This is a genomic window from Bacillus sp. IS1, from assembly GCF_032461585.1.
GTDB lineage: Bacteria > Bacillota > Bacilli > Bacillales > Bacillaceae > Bacillus > Bacillus velezensis.
In genome coordinates this window covers 1,642,826-1,663,064 of the sequence record NZ_JAWCWR010000001.1, presented here as the reverse complement: position 1 = coordinate 1,663,064, position 20,239 = coordinate 1,642,826, and the positions used below count along the sequence as shown (strand labels likewise).

Here is a 20,239-nt window from a genome sequence, read left to right as displayed (position 1 = left end):
TTATGCCAATGCAAATGAGTAAAAAAGAAATCGCATTAAGACAACAGTTTACTGAAAAGAAGCAGCAAGCAGACAAGGCGCTGCAGGAGGGCAATACCGATGAAGCTCGTGCATTGCTCGATGAAGTGAAACAGCTCAAGAATCAAATTGAATTGATGACAGAAGGACGTTCACTTGATGTGCCTGACTTGCCGGGTGGTGTGAATTTTGTGCCTGAACAGGAGCGTAATCCAGAAGGCCGATCTGTCTCTGAACAAGAAAAAGAGGAAAGACAACAGCGATACCGTAAGGCTTTCTTTAAGGGTTTAAGAGGAAAGCGTTTAACAGAGGAAGAACGAGAAATTTTAGATAGACCTGAATTTAGAGCGATGTCCGGTAAGAACGAAGAAGATGGTGGGATTTTAATTCCGGAGGATATCGGGAGACAAATCAATGAACTGAAACGTCAGTATGAGCCATTAGAACAATATGTCACTGTTGAGCCGGTTACAAGTCGTTCTGGTACTCGTCTGCTTGAAAAAAATGTTGATATGGTGCCGTTCTCTCCTGTCGAGGAATTAGATGAGTTACCCGAAATTGATCAACCAAAATTTTCAAAGCTTGCATATTCAATTGTTGATTACGGCGGAATCATGACGCTATCAAATACGATGCAGAATGACTCAGATCAAAACATCATGATGCATGTTGCGAAATGGTTTGCAAAAAAATCTGTGGTTACTCGTAACAGTCTGATTTTAGCTGCCCTTGCATCATTGAAAAAAGTAGATATTGACGGGGTTGATGGTATCAAAAAAGCGTTAAATGTCACGCTTGATCCGATGGTGTCACCGGGTTCTATTGTGATGACAAACCAAGATGGATTCAACTGGTTTGACACTCTTAAAGATGGCACAGGCAAATATCTATTACAGCCAGACCCAACCAATCCGACAAAGAAACTGCTAGATGGACGACCTGTTGTACCTATTTCTAATAGAGTATTAAAAACTCAAAAAGGGAAAGCCCCTGTGATCATAGGGAATCTAAAAGAAGCAATTGTCCTGTTTGACCGCGAACAGCAGTCAATTGCTTCCACAGATACAGGCGCAGGAGCATTCGAAACAAATACAACTAAAGTCCGCGGTATTGAACGTGAAGATGTCCGCAAGTGGGATGAGGATGCTGTAGTATTCGGACAAATCACGGTTGAATAAGGAGAGATAATATGAGCTATTCAACAAAAAACTACACCGCCGACGGGGGAAATCGTACCGTCATCGGCGGTGTTTTAGAAATTGCCGGGGGCAAGGTCATTAAAGATGGACAAGAGGTCAGTTTAGACGGCGGAAACCAATCTGAACCAGGACCCGGAAGCGTAACCCATGAAATGCTGGCGGATAAGTCGGTCCGCAGCAGGAATATCGGCACCGGCAGTGTAATGGAAGAACACTTAAATTCATCTGTTTTAGATCGTCTCAAGGCTATTGAAGATAAATTGAAAGAGCTTGCCGGTTCTGAGTCTGACGGAAAAACGGAATAAAAAATAAAAGGAAAAGGATGATTACAGATGGCTGAAGATTATTTATATGAAAGTAATGGAGTCAAAACTTCATCTGAAAAAGGAAAAGACGGCAAGGCGATAACGCCGGTCTATCTCAAAGAAAACAGCGAAGAAAATCCTCTTTTTGTAAAAGGGTTGCAGGGTGAAAAAGGGGAGAAAGGTGAGCCGGGTCCTCAAGGTGAACCAGGCCCTCAAGGCGAACCAGGCCCTCAAGGCGAACCAGGCCCTCCAGGAGAGCCGGGCCCTCAAGGTGAGCCAGGTCAAAAGGGCGATCCGGCTGTTATTGAAGAGGGCAGCATTGTGCATGAAATGCTTGCAGAAAAATCCGTCCGGAGTAAAAACATCGGAACTGGTAGCGTGATGCCGGAGCATTTAAACAGCGAAGTTACAAAAGCGCTTGATGAATTGAAACAAAAAATGAATAACCTTGAAAGTGACCTGGCTGCTTTGAAAGGAACAGAAGAAGAACCGACAGAATAGGCGGTGTGTCCTGAATGGATTTAGAGGCTATTAAAAACTATTTAAAGGTCGAGCATGAAGAAGATGATAGTCAGCTTTTGAATCAAATGGCGGCGGCCAAAAGCTATATTATCAACGGGATAGGCAGGTATATTGAAGGGCACCCGCAATTTGAGCTGGTGCTTCAAATGCTTGTCCAACATTGGTATGAAAACAAAGGGATATATGAGTCCGGGGGGACCGGCTTATCTATCCCTTTTACTGCTGAAAATATATTGACGCAGCTGCGTTATATATCTGTGGAGGAACAAGAAAATGAGAAAAAAGATCAGCCAACTCCGGCACCGTCTGACCTTTCAAAAGAAAACCGAGACACAGGATGAAGAAGGTAACTGGAATGCAACCTATGTGGACTTATTCACGGTCTGGGGAGCTGTAGAGGGGGCTGGCTCTCTCGGAAATAGCGAAACTATGATTGCCGGAGCATTGGGGATCAAGACCCCCAAAAAAATCACGGTGCGTTACCGGAAGGATATAAAACCGAATATGCGGATTGTTAAGCGCGTTCCTAAAGAAAAGACGGAACGCGTTTTTGATATTTTGGACACTAACGATCCGGATGATCAAGGGGAAGAGCTTGAGATTCTTTGTCAGGAGGTGGGAATCAATGGCTGATATGAGCTTTGACGGCATAGATGATCTAACGCAGTATTTTGAGAAAATCGGCGGAGACGTCGAAAAGGTGGAACCCGTAGCTCTAAAGGCCGGCGGTGAAATTATCGCTGAACGGCAACGCTCCCACGTTAACCGGAGTGATAAAAAACAACCTCATATGCAGGACAACATCACAGTCTCCAATGTCAGAGAATCCAAAGACGGAGTGAGGTTTGTGGCCGTTGGTCCGAATAAAAAGGTAGCGTATCGCGGGAGTTTCTTGGAGTGGGGAACCTCAAAAATGCCGCCGCAACCGTTTATAGAAAAAGGCGGAAAAGAAGGGGAGGGGCCTGCTGTGGAATTAATGGAGCGAATACTTACAGCGCCGATCAAATGACCTACTCTCCTAAAATTGAATTGGTGAGCACACTTAATTCCAGTGCCTTATTAAAAAGCCTTGCATCTGGTGGAATTCATAACCTCGTTGCGAATGATGTCAGCGCATTTCCAAGAGTAGTTTTTTCGGAGATTCAAGATGCTGATGCGGATTTTGCAGACAACAAGGTCTATTCGTTTGAGGTGCGTTATCAGATCAGCATATTCACTCAAGCGAGCAATCGCGGCAAAGAAACAACGATTGCTGCCGAAATAGACAAGCTTATGCGAGAAATCGGTTACAACCGGTATGATTCGCAAGATTTATACGAAACAGACACAAAGGTCTTTCATAAGGCCAGACGTTATAGAAAAACCTATTATCAGGAGGGAAATTAGATGGAGGCGGGAAAAGTATTAACCGGCTTGGATATGTTTCATATCGCAGAAGTTTTGAAAGATACGAAAGATGAATTGGAATTCTCTGTTCCGGAAGAATTACCGGGCGCTGTCAATATGAAAGTGGACCCGAAATCAGAGACAGAAACATTTTATGCTGATAACGTAGCATATGCCCAGATGAGTAGTTTGGGAGATATTGACGGAGAGATGGAAGTGGCCGACTTGCCACTTGATATGCAAGCGAGAATATTCGGGAAAACAGTTGAAAACGGAATCCACTTTTCTAGCGCAGATGACCGGGCGCTTGAAATTGCATTAGGTTTCCGGGCCAAAATTTCAACAGGCGGTTACCGGTACTATTGGGCATTAAAAGGTAAACCAGAATTAGTACCGATTGAACATAAAACGGAGGAAGGGAAACCTACTCCCCAAACATCACAGGTGAAGATTAAATTCATGCCCCTTACTAATGTGAAAGAAGGTAAGCGCAGGTGGGAAGCAAAAGCAGAAGAAGGCAATGGAATCAATGCAGAAACATGGTTCAAACAAGTTGTCTATAAGGACATTACGAAAGTGGAAACGCCTGTCGTTGATGTCGGTAAATAATTCATTGAGCGCCTAAGAGCGCTCTTTTTATATGAAAAAGGAGGAACTTACATGGAAGCATTGTCTATTACACTCCGGCTTGATGGTAAAGATAAAAAATTTGTTACACCTGACCACATTACAGGTTTATTGTTCCGGAAGGCTGCAAAGATTGCTGACGATTTTGAATCACAAGATTCAGAGCGTCTTTTTACTAATGAACAGGTTGAATTTGTCTGTAATACCTTTGGCCAGAAATTTGCGCCTGATGAGTTTGAAAAAGGGATTGATGCCCGGCTGGTAGGAAGAACAATCTATGCTGCTGCACAGTATGTGTTGGGGAATATTGCAGAAGCAACGGCCCTTTTAAATAGCGGAGAAATTTCCAACGGTGAAGAGCCGGGGGAGTAAGTCTGTCCGAGTCAGTCCTTGATATGTATAACGCCCTTGAGGAAGTCGGATATACACAGAATCAAATTGACGAAATGGACATTGTCTATCATCTGAAAAGACTGGCTCGGAGAAAATCACAAGAAAAGAAACAAACGAAGGCCAAAAACAATGATGAACCTATTTATATTGATCAATTTCTCGGATAAGGAGGTGCCCGGTTGAGCAAAGACATAAAGGTCAAACTGTATTCGAATTCATCTGAGTTTAAACAAGAAATGCGCGCCTGTGCTGTTCAAATGAAAAATTTAAAATCGGAATTTGAAAAAAACCGTACGGCCGTGGGTGTGTGGGGAAACGCATTAAAAACTGCACAAGTAACCGGAAAATCTCTTACTCAGGAGCTTGAAAATCATAAACGCAAAGTAAAGGCTCTTGAGAGAGCATATGCAGATTCAGCGATTAAAAAAGGCAAAGATGCAAAGGAAACGCAAACCCTCGCCCGCCGTTTAAATAATGCCACAGCGCAGATGAACAAGACACAAAACGCGCTAAATAGTACGACTCAGAGGATAAAAGCGTTAGAGGAGGCGGCGAAAAGAGCTTCCTCCCGTGTTCGGATCATGGGCGAACGAATGGATTCAATTGGTGGAAAAATGCGTTCCGTTGGTTCGTCAGTAGCTATGACATCGGGCATCGCCTTTGGTGCGCTGGCTCTGTCTCTACGTGATGCTGTTCAGGTCGGTATGGACTTTGAAAAGCAAATGAGTAAAGTCCAGGCCATTTCCGGCGGATCGGCGGCAGAGATCGCGAAATTGAGAGAGCAAGCAAAAGAACTCGGTGCAACCACTGTCTTTACAGCAAGTCAGGCAGCGGATGCACAGGGTTTTTTGGCAATGGCCGGATTTAAGGTTAATGACATTTATGATGCAATGCCCGGGATGCTCAGTCTGGCGGCAGCCGGCCAACTGGAATTAGGTGCAGCCGCGGATATTACATCAAATATCATGTCTGCCTTTGCTCTAAAAGCAAAAGAGTCAGGACACGCCTCGGACGTCATTGCTTACGCCGCAGCCAACGCAAACACCAACGTCGAACAGATGGGCGAAGCCATGAAGTTTTTGGCGCCGAACGCTAATTCTCTTGGTTGGGGAATGGAAGAATCAGCGGCCGCCATTATGGCTTTTGGTGACGCAGGTCTGCAAGGTTCAATTGCAGGGCAGGCTTTTGGTACATCCCTGATCCGTCTCGCTTCGCCAACGGGGAAGGCTTCGAAGCTTGTCAAAAAATTAGGTTTTGATTTCTTCGATGCAGCCGGAAACATGAAAAGCATGCCGGAAGTCGTTGAGGAAATGGAAAAAGGTCTGAAAGGCATGACCAAAGAGCAACAGGCGGCCGCATTAAAAACGATCGTGGGCGCTGAAGCATATAAACATTGGGCTGTCCTTCTTCAAAAAGGTTCAAAGGCTCTTGGGGATAATACTAAGGCGCTTGAAAAATCAGATGGAGCCGCTAAAAAGATGGCGGATACAATGCTGGATAATGCACACGGAAGCATAGTAGCTTTTCAGTCAGCACTTGAAGGGGCAAAAATCAAACTGACGGAAAGCCTTTTGCCTGCCCTGGGCGATTTAGCAAACAAGGGCAGCGACTTGATTATGATGTTTAATAATCTGGATTCCGGCACCGTGCAAACCATAGCGAAAACAGCCGTTCTGGCGACAGGTGTATTAGGGGTTACGACAGCCGTCGCCACGCTTACAGCTGGAATAGGAGCGCTTTTGGCGTTTACCGGTCCTGTTGGCCTTGCGATTGTCGGAGGCACAGCGCTGCTTGGCGGTATTTCGGTTGCTACTTACGCTTACACTGAGCAATTGAAGAACCAGAAAAAGCAGCAAGAAGAGGCGCGGGAATCCGCCTTGCTTTACGGCGATGGCGTTTCTAAAGCAACACAAAAATCTGCTTCCGCCTATGTGGATTTAAGGGAAAAGGCAGAACTGCAGCTGTTTGAATTGACGCGGGTATCTGGTTCAGAAGCTCAAAAGATGTCAGCTAAATTAGTTGAAACATATGCCAGCATGCGCGACCAGTTGATACAAGAACTTGAAGGACTTAAAAAGGATGCTCTGGTTGTCTTAAAAGGGCTATATGCGGACACCGATGAGAAAACAAAAAAAGCCGGCGAAAAGATGACTGACAAGATGGTCGGCGCAATTGATAAAGATATGCAAGAGGCTAGGAATAAACTAAAGCAGTTAAACGCACTGCAAAAAGAGACAGGCCTCGTCACTTCCAATATGAATGCCTCACAAAAGAAGCAATTCAATGACATTGTTTCCTATTTTGAATTGTCTACAAGTAAATTTGCGGCCAATCAAAAAGAAGCATTAGCAATGCAAAAAGTAGTAACGGATCAGCAAGGACAGCTTTCATTTAAACAAGCTCAGAAGTACAACAACGACATTAAAAAAGTCTATGACGATGGTAAACAAGCCGCCAAGAAAGATATGGAATACAGAAATGATGTTATTGAGAAGTTGTTTGCGCAGGGATATATAGAGGCGGAACAAAGAAGATCATTACTGAGCAAAAGCACGGCTGACTATAATACCGCATTAGCAAAAAACACGGATGCCTATGAAAAAAATTCAAGAGCCTTATTTTCCAAAATGTCACGAGACGGCAAGCTGCTTGATTTAGAGACCGGAAAGGCATTGGATAAACAAGATGAGTTTATATCTAATTCAATGGGGATTATGGTCAAAACTGAAGAGTCAGAAGCTCAATATCAAGAACGATGGGCAGCCCGGCAAATAGATTTTCTTCAAAAATTAGGACAATCCAAAGAAGAAGCAATTGAGACTACCCAACAGGCTTTAGAAGAGTTTTACCAAGGCATGGGGATGACCCAAGAACAAGCCCGTGAAGAAGCAAGTCAGATGGTTGTCAATGTTGAAGGGGAATTAGATAAGCCGACAAGCGCCGAACAATCAGGGAAGAAGGTTGCCGAGGACTTTTCCGCTGGCTTGAAGCAGTCCACACCAGCAGTTATTGGCGGGGGGACGGTCTTACAGCAGGCCCTTAACAATTCGCTTTCCGCAGATAACACCACGCCCGCACAGGCCGGACAAAATAAAGGAAATGCCTTTCGTACCGGTATCAATTCTACAAAGCCCGGTAATGCACAAGCAGGATCGTCTATACTTCAATCTGCTTTAAATGAGATGAAGAAAGGCGGCGGGCAAGCAAATGCAGCAGGACAAAACAAAGGAAATAAGCATAAAGCTGGTTTAACGTCTACCAAAGGCGCCAATACATCTGCGGCCGGCTCTCTCAGCTCATCGGTAACGAGCAATTTAGCCAAAACCTCAGACGGCGGAGGCGGTAAAAAGGCCGGAACTGAATTGGCCAGCGGCGTTCTCAGTAAAAAGGGCACAGCAAACAGCGCCGGAAAAAGTGTTGCAAACAGCGCAAAAACGGGGCTGAAAAGCGTTAAGACACATAGTGTTGGTTCTGACTTTGTAACCGGCTTTATAAATGGAATGGGATCGCAAAACGGCTCTCTCTTCAGTGCGGCGTGGAACTTGGGGAAATCCGCCTTGAGGTCTTTAAAGAAATCTATTGACTCCCATTCTCCCTCCAAACTAACAAAAGCGGAAGGAAACAACTTTTCTGATGGGTTTGCGTTAGGGATAGAGGACAAAGCCAAAAACGTAAAACAAAGTGCTGCTTTTATGGCGCAGAACGCGATGACCTCGTTTAAGCAGGAATTAAATCAGATGGCTTTCAACATAAAGGGGGCTGCTGATCAGCTCATTTCAATGAAGTCAGAGCTTACCATCCGGAATGAAGTTGATACGCCTGCCTTAAATCAAAAGCTCGATGCTCTAATCACACTCCTGTCACAGCAACAGTCTGGTGGGGCAGGCCAGGCCGCGATACCTCAGCAGCCTATTATCATCCATCCGGCTGCGGTGCATATGGACGGCCAACAAATTGCGACGATCGCTTTTGAAAAAGGAGATGGCAGGATACTTGATCAGAAAGCTGCAGACCGATACAACCAGAATGCCTATAAAGGCGGTGTCAGATCATAATGCTAGATTTATATATTGATTTTAATAACGGTATGGGGGAACAAAGTTTAACAGGCATTCTCCCCCGTTTTAAGGTGCGCAGCTTCACGCCTGACTCACCGAATATTGAACGAGAAACAACAACACTTCCAAGGATAAACGGTTTAGTGCTGCCGCAGCACCCCCGGGACGTTGTTTACAAAGAGAGAGGCATCAAGGTTGATTTTTTATTAGATTCCGTCATTGCCGAAACCTTTTATCAGAACCGGCATGAACTTTATTCATTGTTAGTGCAGCCGTTTCCTTATTATATTTCGACGGACCTTCTGCCTAACCGTCGGTTCCTTGTTACGTGTGACGGGAATTTTACTATCACCAAGGACAAACAGAAAAACCATGCCACATTTACAGTAGATTTCACAGACATTCTGGGGCTTGCCGAGTCGAAATATACCTCTTCTACCATCCAGAACTTCAATGGGGAGCATTGGAGTCCCGGCATGGGAATCCTTCGGAGAGATGATCTTGAATATCATTTCAAGAACCAAAAACGATTCAGCGTTTACAATCCCGGCGGCGCCGCGGTCAACACTCTGCAGCATGATTATAACGTCTTTCTGTGGGCCAAAGGGACAAACGTAACCATTGCGAACCGAACGAACGGGGAAAAATTGAAAATTGAGCAGGAGCTTAAACGCTCGCAAAAAGTCACATTCATCAGGCAGTATACTGTAATCGGGGATAAGCGTCTGAAAACATCCGGCCGTCTGCCGACACTGGATGTAGGATGGAACGATTTTGAAATTATAAACTCAAATGACTTCGAAATTTTATTTGATACTCGTTTTTATTATAAGTAAGGAGGGATGACATGGCTGTGGCTGACTTTATTAAAAGGCTGGTACCCGGGGCGCAAAAGGTACGGAAAAAATATAATGTCCTTGCCAGCCTTGTCATTGCTCAAGGCTGTCTGGAAAGTGGGTTCGGCACGAGTGGCCTTTCCAAACAAGCTTACAATTTGTTTGGGATAAAGGGAACCTATAACGGAAAATACGTTTTGATGTGGACCAGCGAGCAGGACAAATACGGAAATGTTGAGAGGGTACAAGCTAAATTCAGAAAGTACCCTTCATACGCTGAGAGTTTGGCCGATCTGGGAAGCTTATATAATCGTCTTGATCGGTATAAAGCAGTGGTAGGGGAAACGGATTATAAAAAAGCATGCCGGGCCGTTCAAAAAGCTGGCTACGCAACAGACATCAACTATGCTAATAAATTAATTATCATGATCGAACAGTATAAGTTGATGCAATATGACGATACGTCAGAATTGCCGAACGAGCCTGATGATCCAGAATCCCCGGAGACCCCAGAAGAGGAACCGAGCTTTCCGAGTAAAGAATACGCGGGTAACGACATCCCTCTTAATAAAAAACTGCCGTCAGATGTGGACTTTCCTCAGCTGCATGTTTCCACGAAAGACGGAAATGACGTTGTGGAAGTAACAGGCGTGATCGTTGATCTTACAGACGATACTACCGGGAAAAAGAGCTTTACCTTTACAATTACCAAAACAGAGAGCAATGCGACTGAATTCGATTTACTGGTTAATGACAATATTCTTTACATTGACGAAAGAAGATTCAAACAACAAAAATACTATATTACAGATGTAGACTTGAAGCAGGCTAAAAACGTCCTGACAAAAACAATCACGGCCAACCATATTTTTACCGTTTTGCTTGCTGAGAATCGAGTGGATGATACATTAACGAAGAAACTGACCGTAAAAGAGGCCTTTGACATTGCGTTAAAAGGTACTGATTTTTCATATGTGCTGGAAGAGCCTGAAAGCAAATTCGCCACAGCCGAAGAAGAGAATTTCGGTGATAAAAACTCCACAGAATTAATAGATCAGCTCATAAATGATTATGAGTTAGAGCTTGACGTGGATAATTATAAAATTCATGTCTATAAGAAAATGGGGAAAGAGATCCCTTTCACATTTGACTCCCGTTACAATATGCCGGGCATCAGTATCAAAACCAACTCGCAAAACTGTTCTACTCGTGCATGGGGATACGGCGCGATGTCTAAAGACAGTAAGAGCACAGATAAAAAACCGAAATACGTATTTGAGCCGATCTTGTATATCCATCCAGAGGAAAAGAAATTCCTGCGGGAAGGTAAGCCGAAGTGGGCCGACCCGATCAGAGACGAAACTATAAAAAAGTCGGGCAGCATGGTTTCTGCACTGAAAAAACATGTGAATCCATATCCGGAAACAGTCGTCAGTGTAGATTATCAATATGTATACGAACCGAAATTGCTCAAGATTGAAAAGCCGTTCTGGAAAGGCGATACAGTCCACATTTTAGCCGACACAGCGGACGGAACGACTTATGAGGATGATGTGCGGCTCTTAACGATTCAATACAATCCGTTGAATCCATACAGCAGCCCGAAGCTGACTTTTGCCAATTTCAGAAAAGACATACAAGATATTGCGGTGAATCAGGCCAAAAAGCTGAGAGAACAAAAACGATATATTGATCAAATACTGACAGCGCTTTGATAGGCGTTTTTTATTTTGTCGAAAGGAGAGTGAATACAGTGTTGAGGTTGAAAAAAAATTACGATACCACTAGAAACTCTCGTTATGAGGATGAGCTATCTGGTGATATGGAAGCTATCGAGAGTAGCATAAACGGGCTTGAAAGTGAAATTACACGTCATAAGAAAGCTGCTACGGCGCATACATCTGAGCAAATTGATCACGGGGGCTTTTCTTTACGAACTTATATTGACGGCCTCTATAATCGGGTGCGCAATCTCATTCTTAATACCGACGGGACAAATGTAAAAGAAGTAGTAGATGCCCGTGTTACTGCTGATGGGGAAATTGCCCCGCTGCTGAAAGAGCGTCTTGACAAGGAATATAACAAACTTCTACGTAAGATCACCAGAAACGTTAACGTAGACGACTACGGGGCCGACCCTACCGGGGAGACAGACAGCACAGAAGCATTCAAAAGAGCGATCGGAAACGGAAAGGTGCGGCTCAATTTATCAGCCGGCGAATACGTCATAAGGGGCGTCAAGCTGCCGTCATGGACGTATTTGATCGGCCAGGGCATGGGCGTCACCACGCTGAAGCTGCATGAGGACACGCCGGCCAGTGAGTGGGTTGTCACAAATGCTGATCATGCGAAAGGCAACCGGAATATCGTGGTGGAAGGTATGTCACTTGACTGGAATCCTGATCGTCAGGGCGGCGTAGGCGCAACCGGAGGTGTACATTCAAGCTGTCTTCTTTTCGCACAAGTAAAGTTTGGCATTGCACGCGGCGTTGAAGGCATTAATCCCGGCTTACATTGTTTTGATGTATCAGCGCCTTCTTATGACATTACGGCAAAAGATTACACGGCAACGGGTAGCAAATTTATCTGGATTGATCAATGTGTTGGCTCGGGGTATGGTGACGACGGCATTACGACCCATTACAGCGAGTATATTTTCATCACAAATAATGTGATGACGAACCCGCGCGGCACTGCACACCGTAAAGGGGGAGCCAATTCAAACGGAATTGAAGTGGATGACGGCTCCAAGCATGTCTGGGTTATAGATAATTATACAGAGGGGAATGTGCGGGGCGTAGAGGTAAAAGCCCATAAGGAATGGCCGGCACCGAGTGACGTTCACATTCGCGGTCATGAATCATTTCGTGACGTTCGCTCATTTGATTTGCGGCATATTGATCACCATCTTGTAAAAGACCCTTGGAGCGAGACGGCTCGTGATGTGACGTTAATAAACTGCACATCCCGGGAACCCGTCTATAATTCGCTTTATGAAGGATTAGCTCCGAAAGCCCTTGTCGTTTCGGCGTACCAGCGTGTTCAGATTATCGGATTCAAAGCCATAGGTGATCCAACATATGATTACAAAGACGGCTCGATCGTTGCTTTCCAGTATAAGAGTAGGAAGATAACAGTAAACAACTTGCATATAACCGGGTTTAAAAAGGCTGATTGTGACATCTATATTACCGGCGGCGATCAGATGACTGACGATGTGTTTATTTCTGATTTTGTTATCCATGATTCCGCAAGAAACGGCATCGCGATAGGGGGCGGTGTGTATAATGTCAACTTGTTAAATGGGCTTATGCATGTGGGAAGCGGAACGGCCGGCATTACATCCCCGAACACCCAGACCAATATTTTTCTTGTCAGAGCTTACGGCTATAAAGATGCGGCTGTCCTTGCCGGAGAAAAACATTCAGTCGTTCCGAATAACGTCAAGGGAGGCTTTCGAGCAGCTTCCGGCTCCGGCCATGCACTAACGAAATACAGTGCGATTATTGCGTGTACGGGGGCGACGTACGCGAAGGGTGAGCGCAATCTGCTTGCAGGAAATGCGGGAGGTTCTTCCTCGGAAGGATCGCGCAACGGTGTCATGTTTTCATACGATTCTCATACAACAGGAGACGGGGCGTCCTCGGGTGTCATGTTCTCGAAGGCTACCAAGAATAGTAAATCTTACACATTGGCTTTAGGCCATGGAAACGGCAAAGCCTCGGAAGCCAACAAAAAAATTGAATTAAACGCAAAGAATGGAACAGTCAAGGCTACTGGCGCAATAGAAAGTGTATCGAATTTAAAAGACTTGGCGGAGTATTTTGAATCAGCTGACGGAGCAAAGATAGAGGCATCTTATCTTGTAGCGTTAGAGGGGGACAAAATCCGAAAAGCGCAAGAAGGCGACAAGATACTCGGGGTCGTTTCTAAGACTGCCGGCGTTGTGCTTGGCGGAGCTGCTTTCTATTGGAATGACCGTTTTCTCCGTGATGAATTTGGCGGCATTATCTACCGGGAAGTATTTGATGGCGATGATATCATTACGATTCCAGCTGAGAACCCGAACTATGACCCCGAAGCCGAGTATAGGCCTCGAGAGGAAAGAGACGAGTGGCATATTGTTGGATTAATTGGTCAAGTGTTCGTGCGCGTTGATGATACCGTTAACGTCGGTGACAGTGTTTCAGCAGTTGACGGCATCGCGACAAAGGCGGAAAGCGGCGGATACGGAACCGTGATGAGATTTGAATCCCCGTACGATGCGGAAAAAGGATACGGTGTGGCGCAAATGATGGTTACACCGCAGCACTAAGGAGGGATAAGCGACGATGTATAAAACGGGCAGCGTGCCGATCAACATTAATACAAATCCAATCAATGGCCGGAGTACAAATATACAATTTATGACGCAGGACACTGGCAGCGCAAAGCTGTTTTTTTCTTTTGCAAAGGATGGTGTACCGTTGCCTCTGTCAGCCGTAGACGCAAAAATTGTTCTCCTGTATGATGATGGATCGTTTTATAAAAAGAGCCTTACCATCACTGACAAGGTAAATGGCACAGCGGAATATGTGTTGTCGAATGCAGAACTCAAGCATTACGGAACGGTTAAGGCTGAAATCAAACTATATTACACGAACGGGCAAGCGCTGGCGACTTCATTTTTTACTTTCTCTATCGCCAAAACGTTAGAAGATCAAAACATCATTCCGACAGCTGACTATTACATTGACGATTTTGAAACGCTGAGAGACGGGATAAACCGCATCGTCGAAGAAATCAGCCAGACTGTCGAGGAATTACAAAAGAAATTTGCCGATCTGGAAGCCATTGAAACGAAAGAAGGCGCGCAGAAAAAAGCGGATGCTGCAGAGGAAAAGGCCAAGGCTTATACAAATGAACATGCGAATGATGAAGAAAAGCATATTACGGCTGCCGAAAGAAAGGCGTGGAATGCCAAGGAAACCCCCTCCGGCGCGCAAAAGAAAGTAGACGCCCATGCGAACGATCAAGAAAAGCATGTTTCTGCAGCTGATCGGAAAGCTTGGGACAGTAAAGAAACAGAAAGCGGGGCGCAGGAGAAGGTAAACACGCACGCCAATAACACGGACATACATGTTACGGCCGAAGATCAGGCGTATTGGGATGATATGACCCGGCAGTTCAAAGCTCATAATTACAACCAAGAACGGCATATCTCTGCAGCTGAACGGAAGATATGGAACGGGGCTGCCACCTATGCAAACATCATGCTGAAGAACGGAGCCGCCGCAGGGACGCGGACACCGATGTACGCAAAGTGGGGGGCGTTTTTAATCTTACGGGGGCATGTGAAAACAGACGCCGAAATTATATTCGGCTCCATCCCCGCGGAATACGCACCTACTGGCGGTTCCGTTATATCAGTGCCGTTAAGTGGTACAGGCGGCACAGCCAATTTAATCATTTATGATGATGGAGACTTGAAAATAAAATACCCGGACCCGGCGGACTCAAGTAAGATGGGTGGAGGTTACTATCTGGATGTGGTCGTGGGCTTTCAGGAAGGAGGGACAGCATGATTCAGGTTTATGAGTACGATGAAAATTTCATTTTGACCAAACCCGTTCCAATTGAGCCTGATGAAGAAGGAAACTATACAATTCCTGATAATTGCACAATGGTCCAGCCTCCTTCTTTTATAAAGGCGATGTATCATCCAGCTGAGAAGATATGGACGGAGGCGGCCACAGAGGAAGAGAAAAAATCCTTGGAAAAGCAAATTGAAAGCGGACGGGTTCCTTCTCCCGTCGATGAATTGAAAGCTCAGAATGCGGCCATTACAACGCAGCTTGCGGAAGCGCAGAGCCTGGCCGAGTCACAAGCGCAAATGATTGCAAATCTTTATCTAATGCTGGCGGAGGGAGGGAAAGGGGTATGATGGATTGGTTTACAAGCGTTAAAACCATCTACGGATGGGGGCCGCAGTATTACAGTAATGCAGACGTGGCCCGTTTTGTGGAGTGGGGAAGACTTACAGAAGATGAATACAAACAAATAACCGGCTTAACCTATCCGATGACAAAACAGCCTGTCAGTGTGGATTTAGGCGGCGCCGCAAACTGATCAACACCCGGAGAGGTGTTTTTTATTTTGCCTCGAAGGAGGTGATAACAATTGGAGGGAATATACGTGTGGATGAATTTTGAGAGCTTACAGATCGCAAGAGCATATCTTTTTGGGGAGGTGAAATATCTTGATTTAATGCTGGTGCTGAACATCATTGACATTATTACCGGTGTGATAAAGGCATGGAAATTCAAGGAGCTTCGGAGTCGTAGCGCATGGTTCGGCTATGTGCGTAAGATGCTCAGTTTCCTTGTGGTTATTGTGGCGAATGCTATTGATACGATTATGGATCTGAACGGCGTCCTGACCTTTGCGACCGTTCTTTTTTATATTGCAAATGAGGGCCTGTCCATCACAGAAAACTTGGCGCAGATCGGCGTTAAAATTCCGGCCGTCATCACTGACCGGCTTCACGTAATTGAAAGCGGCAACGATCAGAAAACAGAAAAAGACGATCAGGCAGCTGGTTAAACCGGGCTGCTTTTTTATATTTCAAAACAGAATAGGAGACGATGAAACATGGTGAAAATCACAAAAGACTTTATTCCAGTGGGACACAATAACAGACCGGGATATGCGATGAACCCGGCATACATCACAGTTCACAACACGGCGAACACGGCAAAAGGGGCAAGCGCAGCCATGCACGCCCGTTATGAGAAAAATCCGGAAACACCCACCAGCTGGCACTTTACAGTAGACGACAAAGAGATTTATCAGCATCTGCCATTAAATGAGAACGGCTGGCACGCGGGAGACGGAAACCGCGGAACCGGGAACCGGAAATCTATCGGCATTGAAATCTGTGAGAATAGCGATGGAGATTTTGAGAAAGCCATGGCGAATGCTCAATGGCTGATCAAAAAGCTCATGAAGGAGCAGGGGATTTCACTTGCAAACGTGGTCCCTCACCAGCACTGGTCCGGCAAGTATTGTCCACGCAAGCTGCTTGATCGATGGGACTCCTTTAAAGCGGGTATCAGCAGCGCCCCGTCTAAAACGGTAAATTCTCCTGTTGATAAAACAAAAGAATCTTATATTAAAAATACAGTTGTTGCTGACAGCCTTAATGTGAGAACTCAACGCAATGCCAACTCGTCTATTGTGCTTGCTCTTCCTAAAGGTTCGACTGTCCAATATAAAAAAGGATCAACTCAAAATGGTTGGGGTTACATTAAATATACCAATTCTAAAGGAGCCACATACAGCGGTTACGTTAATGTAAGATATATCAAGAGCGATGCAGAGTTAGGGAAAACCCCTTCAAAATCTGCTCCTGCTAAACCTTCAAACAAGACTAGCAGGGGTATTAAGTCTGTAGGCAAAATTAAAATTGTTGGTGTGAAAAGTGCAGCCATTATTATGGACAAACCAGACCGTAAAAACGCCAAGAATGTGGATACAATTGGTCTCGGCAAGACAATTAACATCTCAGGTTCTGTTAAAGGTTCAAACAACTCTAAAGGCTATTGGGAAGTCATCCACGGCGGCAAACGCCGGTATGTGTCTGGACAATATGGAAAAATGGTTTAAGTAAAACGCTTTTGAAATAATGAAAAAGCCCCCAAAAGGGGCTTTTATTTTGGTTCAATATTTATAATTAACGACATTTGAGGAATTTTAGCTAGTGTAACAAGATAGTCACCATCAAATACCTCAAGTGTATTTTGCTCGCTTTTTAGAAGATCGTTTACATGCTTAATATCAATTCCTAAAGCATGAAAAACCGCAAGTGTATTAACCAGGCCTATTTGAGAAGCCATATTATCTGAACCAGAAGTGGATAAATGTAAACGATAGAATTTATGATTCTCGTCATACCATGCTTCCAAAGTGAAAGTTCCACCGGAGTTATCAGTTTCTGTTTTCAGTTCTCTGGTGTAAATTGTACCATCTTTGGCTTCGGTAAGTTCAAAATCTCCGATATTATCTTTATTAATACGACTGAGACCAGTGGATTCAATATCTTCATCACTTTCAATATCTCGAGTCGCTTCATTGAAAGTCTGTACAAATTCTTCAAGACTGAAGTTAAATTCTTTTTGGTTATCCTCAACACTCTGAACGTCAGAGCCTTCCTCGTCTTCAGAATACATTGGCTCCTCTTCTGTACTTTCTGTGGCAGCAGTGACATCCTCAGTTTTGGATTCGTGAGACTCTCGATTCAACGCACCCATAATGAAAAAAAGAGATAAAGCCAAAACAAGGCTTATTGGAGCTATTTGTTTACCTATTTTCTTAGTTTTTTCAAAGAAGATAAAAATCAATGCTGTAATAAAGACAAAGGTTGCTAATGTTGCAATAATACCAAGAATAATCATATGATCCCCCTCTTATTTTAAAACGAACGTTTACATTTTAAAGCAAAGGAGGATTCATTTCTATGCATTGTAAAAACTTTGTTATAATCGGAAAACGAGTCGAGTACGAAAGCGAAACTGTAGTAAAATAGAACCCTTCTATATAAGAGGGCATAAATTAATTTTCTAATATTTTTTCTATACCTGTATCCTGAATTAATAAATCATTTAAAGATGGGGCAACTTTTACAGCTTCTTCGGGATCTAAATCTCCGAATCCCACAATATATAACCCAAAGCCTTCCGCTCCTTCGAAGTAAATCAGAGCATTCCCGCCCTCATCGTCGCCGACAGCAAGCGAGTTCGGTATGTAGTCCTGTATCTCATAGGATTCATTCATATCAACACAACCAGCAGGACTCCATATTCGTATATACTTTTCACCAGCTACATTTATTTCTACTTCTGTGGCTTCACTTACTATGTCTAAATAATCCGATGGTACATTAATAGGGGAAAATTCTGTTAATGCTTTGATTTCTTCTCCGGTTGCCGCTGCTTCTTTCGCATCTACTGAAAAACGAGAGCTTATTTTATTGAGCAAAGTCATTTCAAATCAATCCTTTCAAATTTTACTCCGAGCTTCTCTAACATCTTATATTGTTGTTCGAGTACATTTTCAATAGTTTTATGAGAAAACCCTGCTGCTTTTAAATCCTCCACTGTGTGATTGAGTTCTTCTTGTAAAGTCGATTCCCATTTCCCTTTCCCTTGAGCAACCCGTTCATTTCGTCTCATGTTCTGTCTTTTACTTATCTCAGTGTGGGGGAACCCTTTTCCTGTTTCAATAGTTATAGTAGGCGCTTTATTGGCATCATAACCATACTTTTTTAGGTTTTCTTTTGCCCACTGCTGTTGTAATCCATGATGGGATTGTAACCGTCCACCACTAGGGCCCGTACCTTTTGGTTTTGGCATTGAATCTTTATGAGTTTTGTTAAATATTACGAAATTATTAGTTGTGCCATTTGCTTTTACATTTAGTTTCCCACTAACTCCACGAACCCCGAACGGCACAAATGCAGCTAAGGCAGTGTGTATACTGTTATTTCGTTCTTCGTCCGATATTTTATTCCCGAACATATCTCGACCGGTTATTCCCTCACTAAAACCGTTCGCAGATGCAAGCCCATAAAGTCCTTTGTCAGAGTTTTGAAGAGCTTTAAAGGTTTTTGGAGTTTTATATATTTCAAGCGCTTTATCTGCTTTGTAAATTGCTTTTCCGGTTGCATAGATTGCTTTTCCGCCTTTAAAGATACGGCCGGCCCACCCGACAATTGGAATGTAACCTGCGGCTGCCATTCCCCCTGCTGCGACTCGCTGACCAGCAGTGAGTTTTTCACCTGTGACTGGGTCAACTCCATCAGCCGCTCTTTTATAATCATAATACCCAGTAACTTCTCCTGTAAAATTACAAACGACATCCCATGTTTTTTCGTACCAAGGTCTGTTCGCGAGCTCTTCCTGTTCCTTCGCAATTCTTCTTTCTTCTGCCTGCTGTTTTTTGAACGAAAGATATTCCGATGATTGTTTATGTAATCCTGCTTGCATCTGATGGATTTCACTTTCCCGGTAAGCCTTGGCATTATAGTTGAGTGGGGTGGCGTTTTTGCCTTTCCCTGTCGCATCTTGTAATGCCTGAAAATCTGCCATAATAAACGCCTCATTAGCTTCTGACAGCCCATATTCATTTGAAAGGTTGTTATCCAGCTCACCAATTTTATGTATTGTATCTCTTTTTGTTGTATCAGAATCATCTAATTTTTGATCCACGTTATCGGTTGAAAAGAGATCGAGCGGCAGTATATCAGCGATTTCATCAAGGATACCTTTCATTTCATTACGCTGCTCTTGCATAATCGCTTTTGATTTATCAAGTGCGTTTGTCAATTCATGTTCAAGGAAAGATTCTTCCACATAAGAGTCTGAAAGGCCGGCATCTTCAATCATAGCTTCTATGCTTGTGAGAAACGCAATTTTCATATCAATCAATTCCAGCCATTCATCTGTGACGCCAGCGTGATCTTGAAATAAAGCTTTGATGTTGTCGGCGCCTTTGCCCGAAAAATCGCTGTCGCCCAGGTCTGCCATGCCTTGGAACGCATTTTTCAGGTTCTTCATTTGGCTGCGCAATTCTTTGTATTCGGTTGCGCGTTGTTTGGCGGCAGAAAGCAGGGTGGTTGCTTCAAAGATTTTCATGATCATATCCTTTCGTGATAAAATGTTATTCAAAATTTTACCACGATGAAAGCCGGAGTAAATACATAACAAAACTTCCAAATACAAAATAGTTCTTTTGGGTTGGTTTATTTTTACTATTATCCTTCGATTCGAACTTCAAAAAATAGGTTGAATTGCCCTTTCCTCTGATTGCGTAAAAACGAAATAAGAATTGCGGCATGTCGAAAATTATTCCTATATATT

The 20,239-nt window shown here is 44.0% G+C and carries 22 protein-coding genes; 19 read left to right on the top strand and 3 right to left on the bottom strand.

Annotated features, from left to right (window positions below):
• Window positions 1–2: 2 nt before the first annotated feature.
• From RUW00_RS08080 to RUW00_RS07990, 19 genes are read left to right on the top strand one after another with little or no spacing between them, the layout of a single operon-like run.
• Complete coding sequence (locus tag RUW00_RS08080) at window positions 3–1,196, top strand: phage major capsid protein (protein WP_172870016.1); 1,194 nt, start codon at window positions 3–5, stop codon at window positions 1,194–1,196.
• A gap of 11 nt (window positions 1,197–1,207) precedes the next feature.
• Complete coding sequence (locus RUW00_RS08075; protein WP_165409700.1) at window positions 1,208–1,522, top strand: hypothetical protein; 315 nt, start codon at window positions 1,208–1,210, stop codon at window positions 1,520–1,522.
• A 27-nt stretch (window positions 1,523–1,549) separates the two neighbouring features.
• Window positions 1,550–2,023 carry a collagen-like protein gene (locus tag RUW00_RS08070; RefSeq protein WP_315956576.1) on the top strand — a complete coding sequence of 158 codons (474 nt, stop codon included), beginning with the start codon at window positions 1,550–1,552 and terminating at the stop codon, window positions 2,021–2,023.
• A gap of 14 nt (window positions 2,024–2,037) precedes the next feature.
• Window positions 2,038–2,385 (top strand): head-tail connector protein, encoded by a 348-nt coding sequence (locus tag RUW00_RS08065; RefSeq protein WP_315956575.1) that lies wholly within the window; start codon window positions 2,038–2,040, stop codon window positions 2,383–2,385.
• Window positions 2,318–2,677 (top strand): phage head closure protein, encoded by a 360-nt coding sequence (locus tag RUW00_RS08060; protein ID WP_315956574.1) that lies wholly within the window; start codon window positions 2,318–2,320, stop codon window positions 2,675–2,677. The genes RUW00_RS08065 and RUW00_RS08060 overlap by 68 nt, the downstream gene beginning before the upstream one ends.
• Entirely contained in the window at window positions 2,670–3,053 is a 384-nt protein-coding gene (locus tag RUW00_RS08055; protein ID WP_061521161.1) for an HK97-gp10 family putative phage morphogenesis protein, read from the top strand. Before RUW00_RS08060 ends, RUW00_RS08055 begins: the two co-directional genes overlap by 8 nt.
• On the top strand, window positions 3,050–3,430 hold the full coding sequence (gene gp17 / locus RUW00_RS08050; RefSeq protein ID WP_315956573.1) for a tail completion protein gp17: 381 nt from the start codon (window positions 3,050–3,052) through the stop codon (window positions 3,428–3,430). Before RUW00_RS08055 ends, gp17 begins: the two co-directional genes overlap by 4 nt.
• On the top strand, window positions 3,431–4,039 hold the full coding sequence (locus tag RUW00_RS08045; RefSeq protein ID WP_201488941.1) for a major tail protein: 609 nt from the start codon (window positions 3,431–3,433) through the stop codon (window positions 4,037–4,039).
• 51 nt (window positions 4,040–4,090) lie between these two features.
• Window positions 4,091–4,429, top strand: a complete 339-nt coding sequence (gene gpG / locus RUW00_RS08040) for a phage tail assembly chaperone G (RefSeq protein WP_172870021.1) — start codon at window positions 4,091–4,093, stop codon at window positions 4,427–4,429.
• A 23-nt stretch (window positions 4,430–4,452) separates the two neighbouring features.
• Window positions 4,453–4,617, top strand: coding sequence for a hypothetical protein (locus tag RUW00_RS08035; RefSeq protein ID WP_164965951.1), 165 nt, complete (start codon window positions 4,453–4,455; stop codon window positions 4,615–4,617).
• A gap of 12 nt (window positions 4,618–4,629) precedes the next feature.
• The gene (locus RUW00_RS08030) at window positions 4,630–8,505 is read left to right on the top strand and encodes a phage tail tape measure protein (protein ID WP_315956572.1); all 3,876 of its coding nucleotides are present in this window, start codon (window positions 4,630–4,632) and stop codon (window positions 8,503–8,505) included.
• Window positions 8,505–9,344 (top strand): phage tail domain-containing protein, encoded by an 840-nt coding sequence (locus tag RUW00_RS08025; RefSeq protein ID WP_061521165.1) that lies wholly within the window; start codon window positions 8,505–8,507, stop codon window positions 9,342–9,344. The genes RUW00_RS08030 and RUW00_RS08025 overlap by 1 nt, the downstream gene beginning before the upstream one ends.
• Before the next feature lie 11 nt (window positions 9,345–9,355).
• The gene (locus RUW00_RS08020) at window positions 9,356–11,059 is read left to right on the top strand and encodes a phage tail spike protein (protein ID WP_315956571.1); all 1,704 of its coding nucleotides are present in this window, start codon (window positions 9,356–9,358) and stop codon (window positions 11,057–11,059) included.
• Between the two features lie 38 nt (window positions 11,060–11,097).
• Window positions 11,098–13,659 carry a peptidase G2 autoproteolytic cleavage domain-containing protein gene (locus RUW00_RS08015; protein ID WP_315956570.1) on the top strand — a complete coding sequence of 854 codons (2,562 nt, stop codon included), beginning with the start codon at window positions 11,098–11,100 and terminating at the stop codon, window positions 13,657–13,659.
• A 16-nt stretch (window positions 13,660–13,675) separates the two neighbouring features.
• Window positions 13,676–14,908, top strand: a complete 1,233-nt coding sequence (locus RUW00_RS08010) for a phage baseplate upper protein (RefSeq protein WP_315956569.1) — start codon at window positions 13,676–13,678, stop codon at window positions 14,906–14,908.
• Window positions 14,905–15,267 carry a hypothetical protein gene (locus RUW00_RS08005; RefSeq protein WP_240679707.1) on the top strand — a complete coding sequence of 121 codons (363 nt, stop codon included), beginning with the start codon at window positions 14,905–14,907 and terminating at the stop codon, window positions 15,265–15,267. The genes RUW00_RS08010 and RUW00_RS08005 overlap by 4 nt, the downstream gene beginning before the upstream one ends.
• Window positions 15,264–15,452 carry an XkdX family protein gene (locus RUW00_RS08000; protein ID WP_045510247.1) on the top strand — a complete coding sequence of 63 codons (189 nt, stop codon included), beginning with the start codon at window positions 15,264–15,266 and terminating at the stop codon, window positions 15,450–15,452. The genes RUW00_RS08005 and RUW00_RS08000 overlap by 4 nt, the downstream gene beginning before the upstream one ends.
• A 51-nt stretch (window positions 15,453–15,503) precedes the next feature.
• A complete protein-coding gene (locus tag RUW00_RS07995) occupies window positions 15,504–15,926 on the top strand; it encodes a phage holin family protein (RefSeq protein ID WP_045510252.1) in 423 nt (140 codons plus the stop codon).
• 48 nt (window positions 15,927–15,974) lie between these two features.
• Window positions 15,975–16,988, top strand: a complete 1,014-nt coding sequence (locus RUW00_RS07990; protein WP_315956568.1) for an N-acetylmuramoyl-L-alanine amidase — start codon at window positions 15,975–15,977, stop codon at window positions 16,986–16,988.
• Window positions 16,989–17,032: 44 nt separating this feature from the next.
• Here the strand turns inward: RUW00_RS07990 and RUW00_RS07985 are convergent, their stop codons facing one another.
• The 3 genes from RUW00_RS07985 to RUW00_RS07975 all read right to left on the bottom strand — a co-directional run bounded on the left by RUW00_RS07985 (window position 17,033) and on the right by RUW00_RS07975 (window position 20,014).
• Window positions 17,033–17,776: a hypothetical protein gene (locus tag RUW00_RS07985; RefSeq protein WP_315956567.1), complete on the bottom strand. Its 744-nt coding sequence runs from the start codon at window positions 17,774–17,776 to the stop codon at window positions 17,033–17,035.
• Between the two features lie 157 nt (window positions 17,777–17,933).
• Window positions 17,934–18,365 carry an SMI1/KNR4 family protein gene (locus RUW00_RS07980; protein ID WP_045510257.1) on the bottom strand — a complete coding sequence of 144 codons (432 nt, stop codon included), beginning with the start codon at window positions 18,363–18,365 and terminating at the stop codon, window positions 17,934–17,936.
• The gene (locus RUW00_RS07975; RefSeq protein WP_315956566.1) at window positions 18,362–20,014 is read right to left on the bottom strand and encodes a T7SS effector LXG polymorphic toxin; all 1,653 of its coding nucleotides are present in this window, start codon (window positions 20,012–20,014) and stop codon (window positions 18,362–18,364) included. The genes RUW00_RS07980 and RUW00_RS07975 overlap by 4 nt, the downstream gene beginning before the upstream one ends.
• Window positions 20,015–20,239 lie beyond the last annotated feature (225 nt).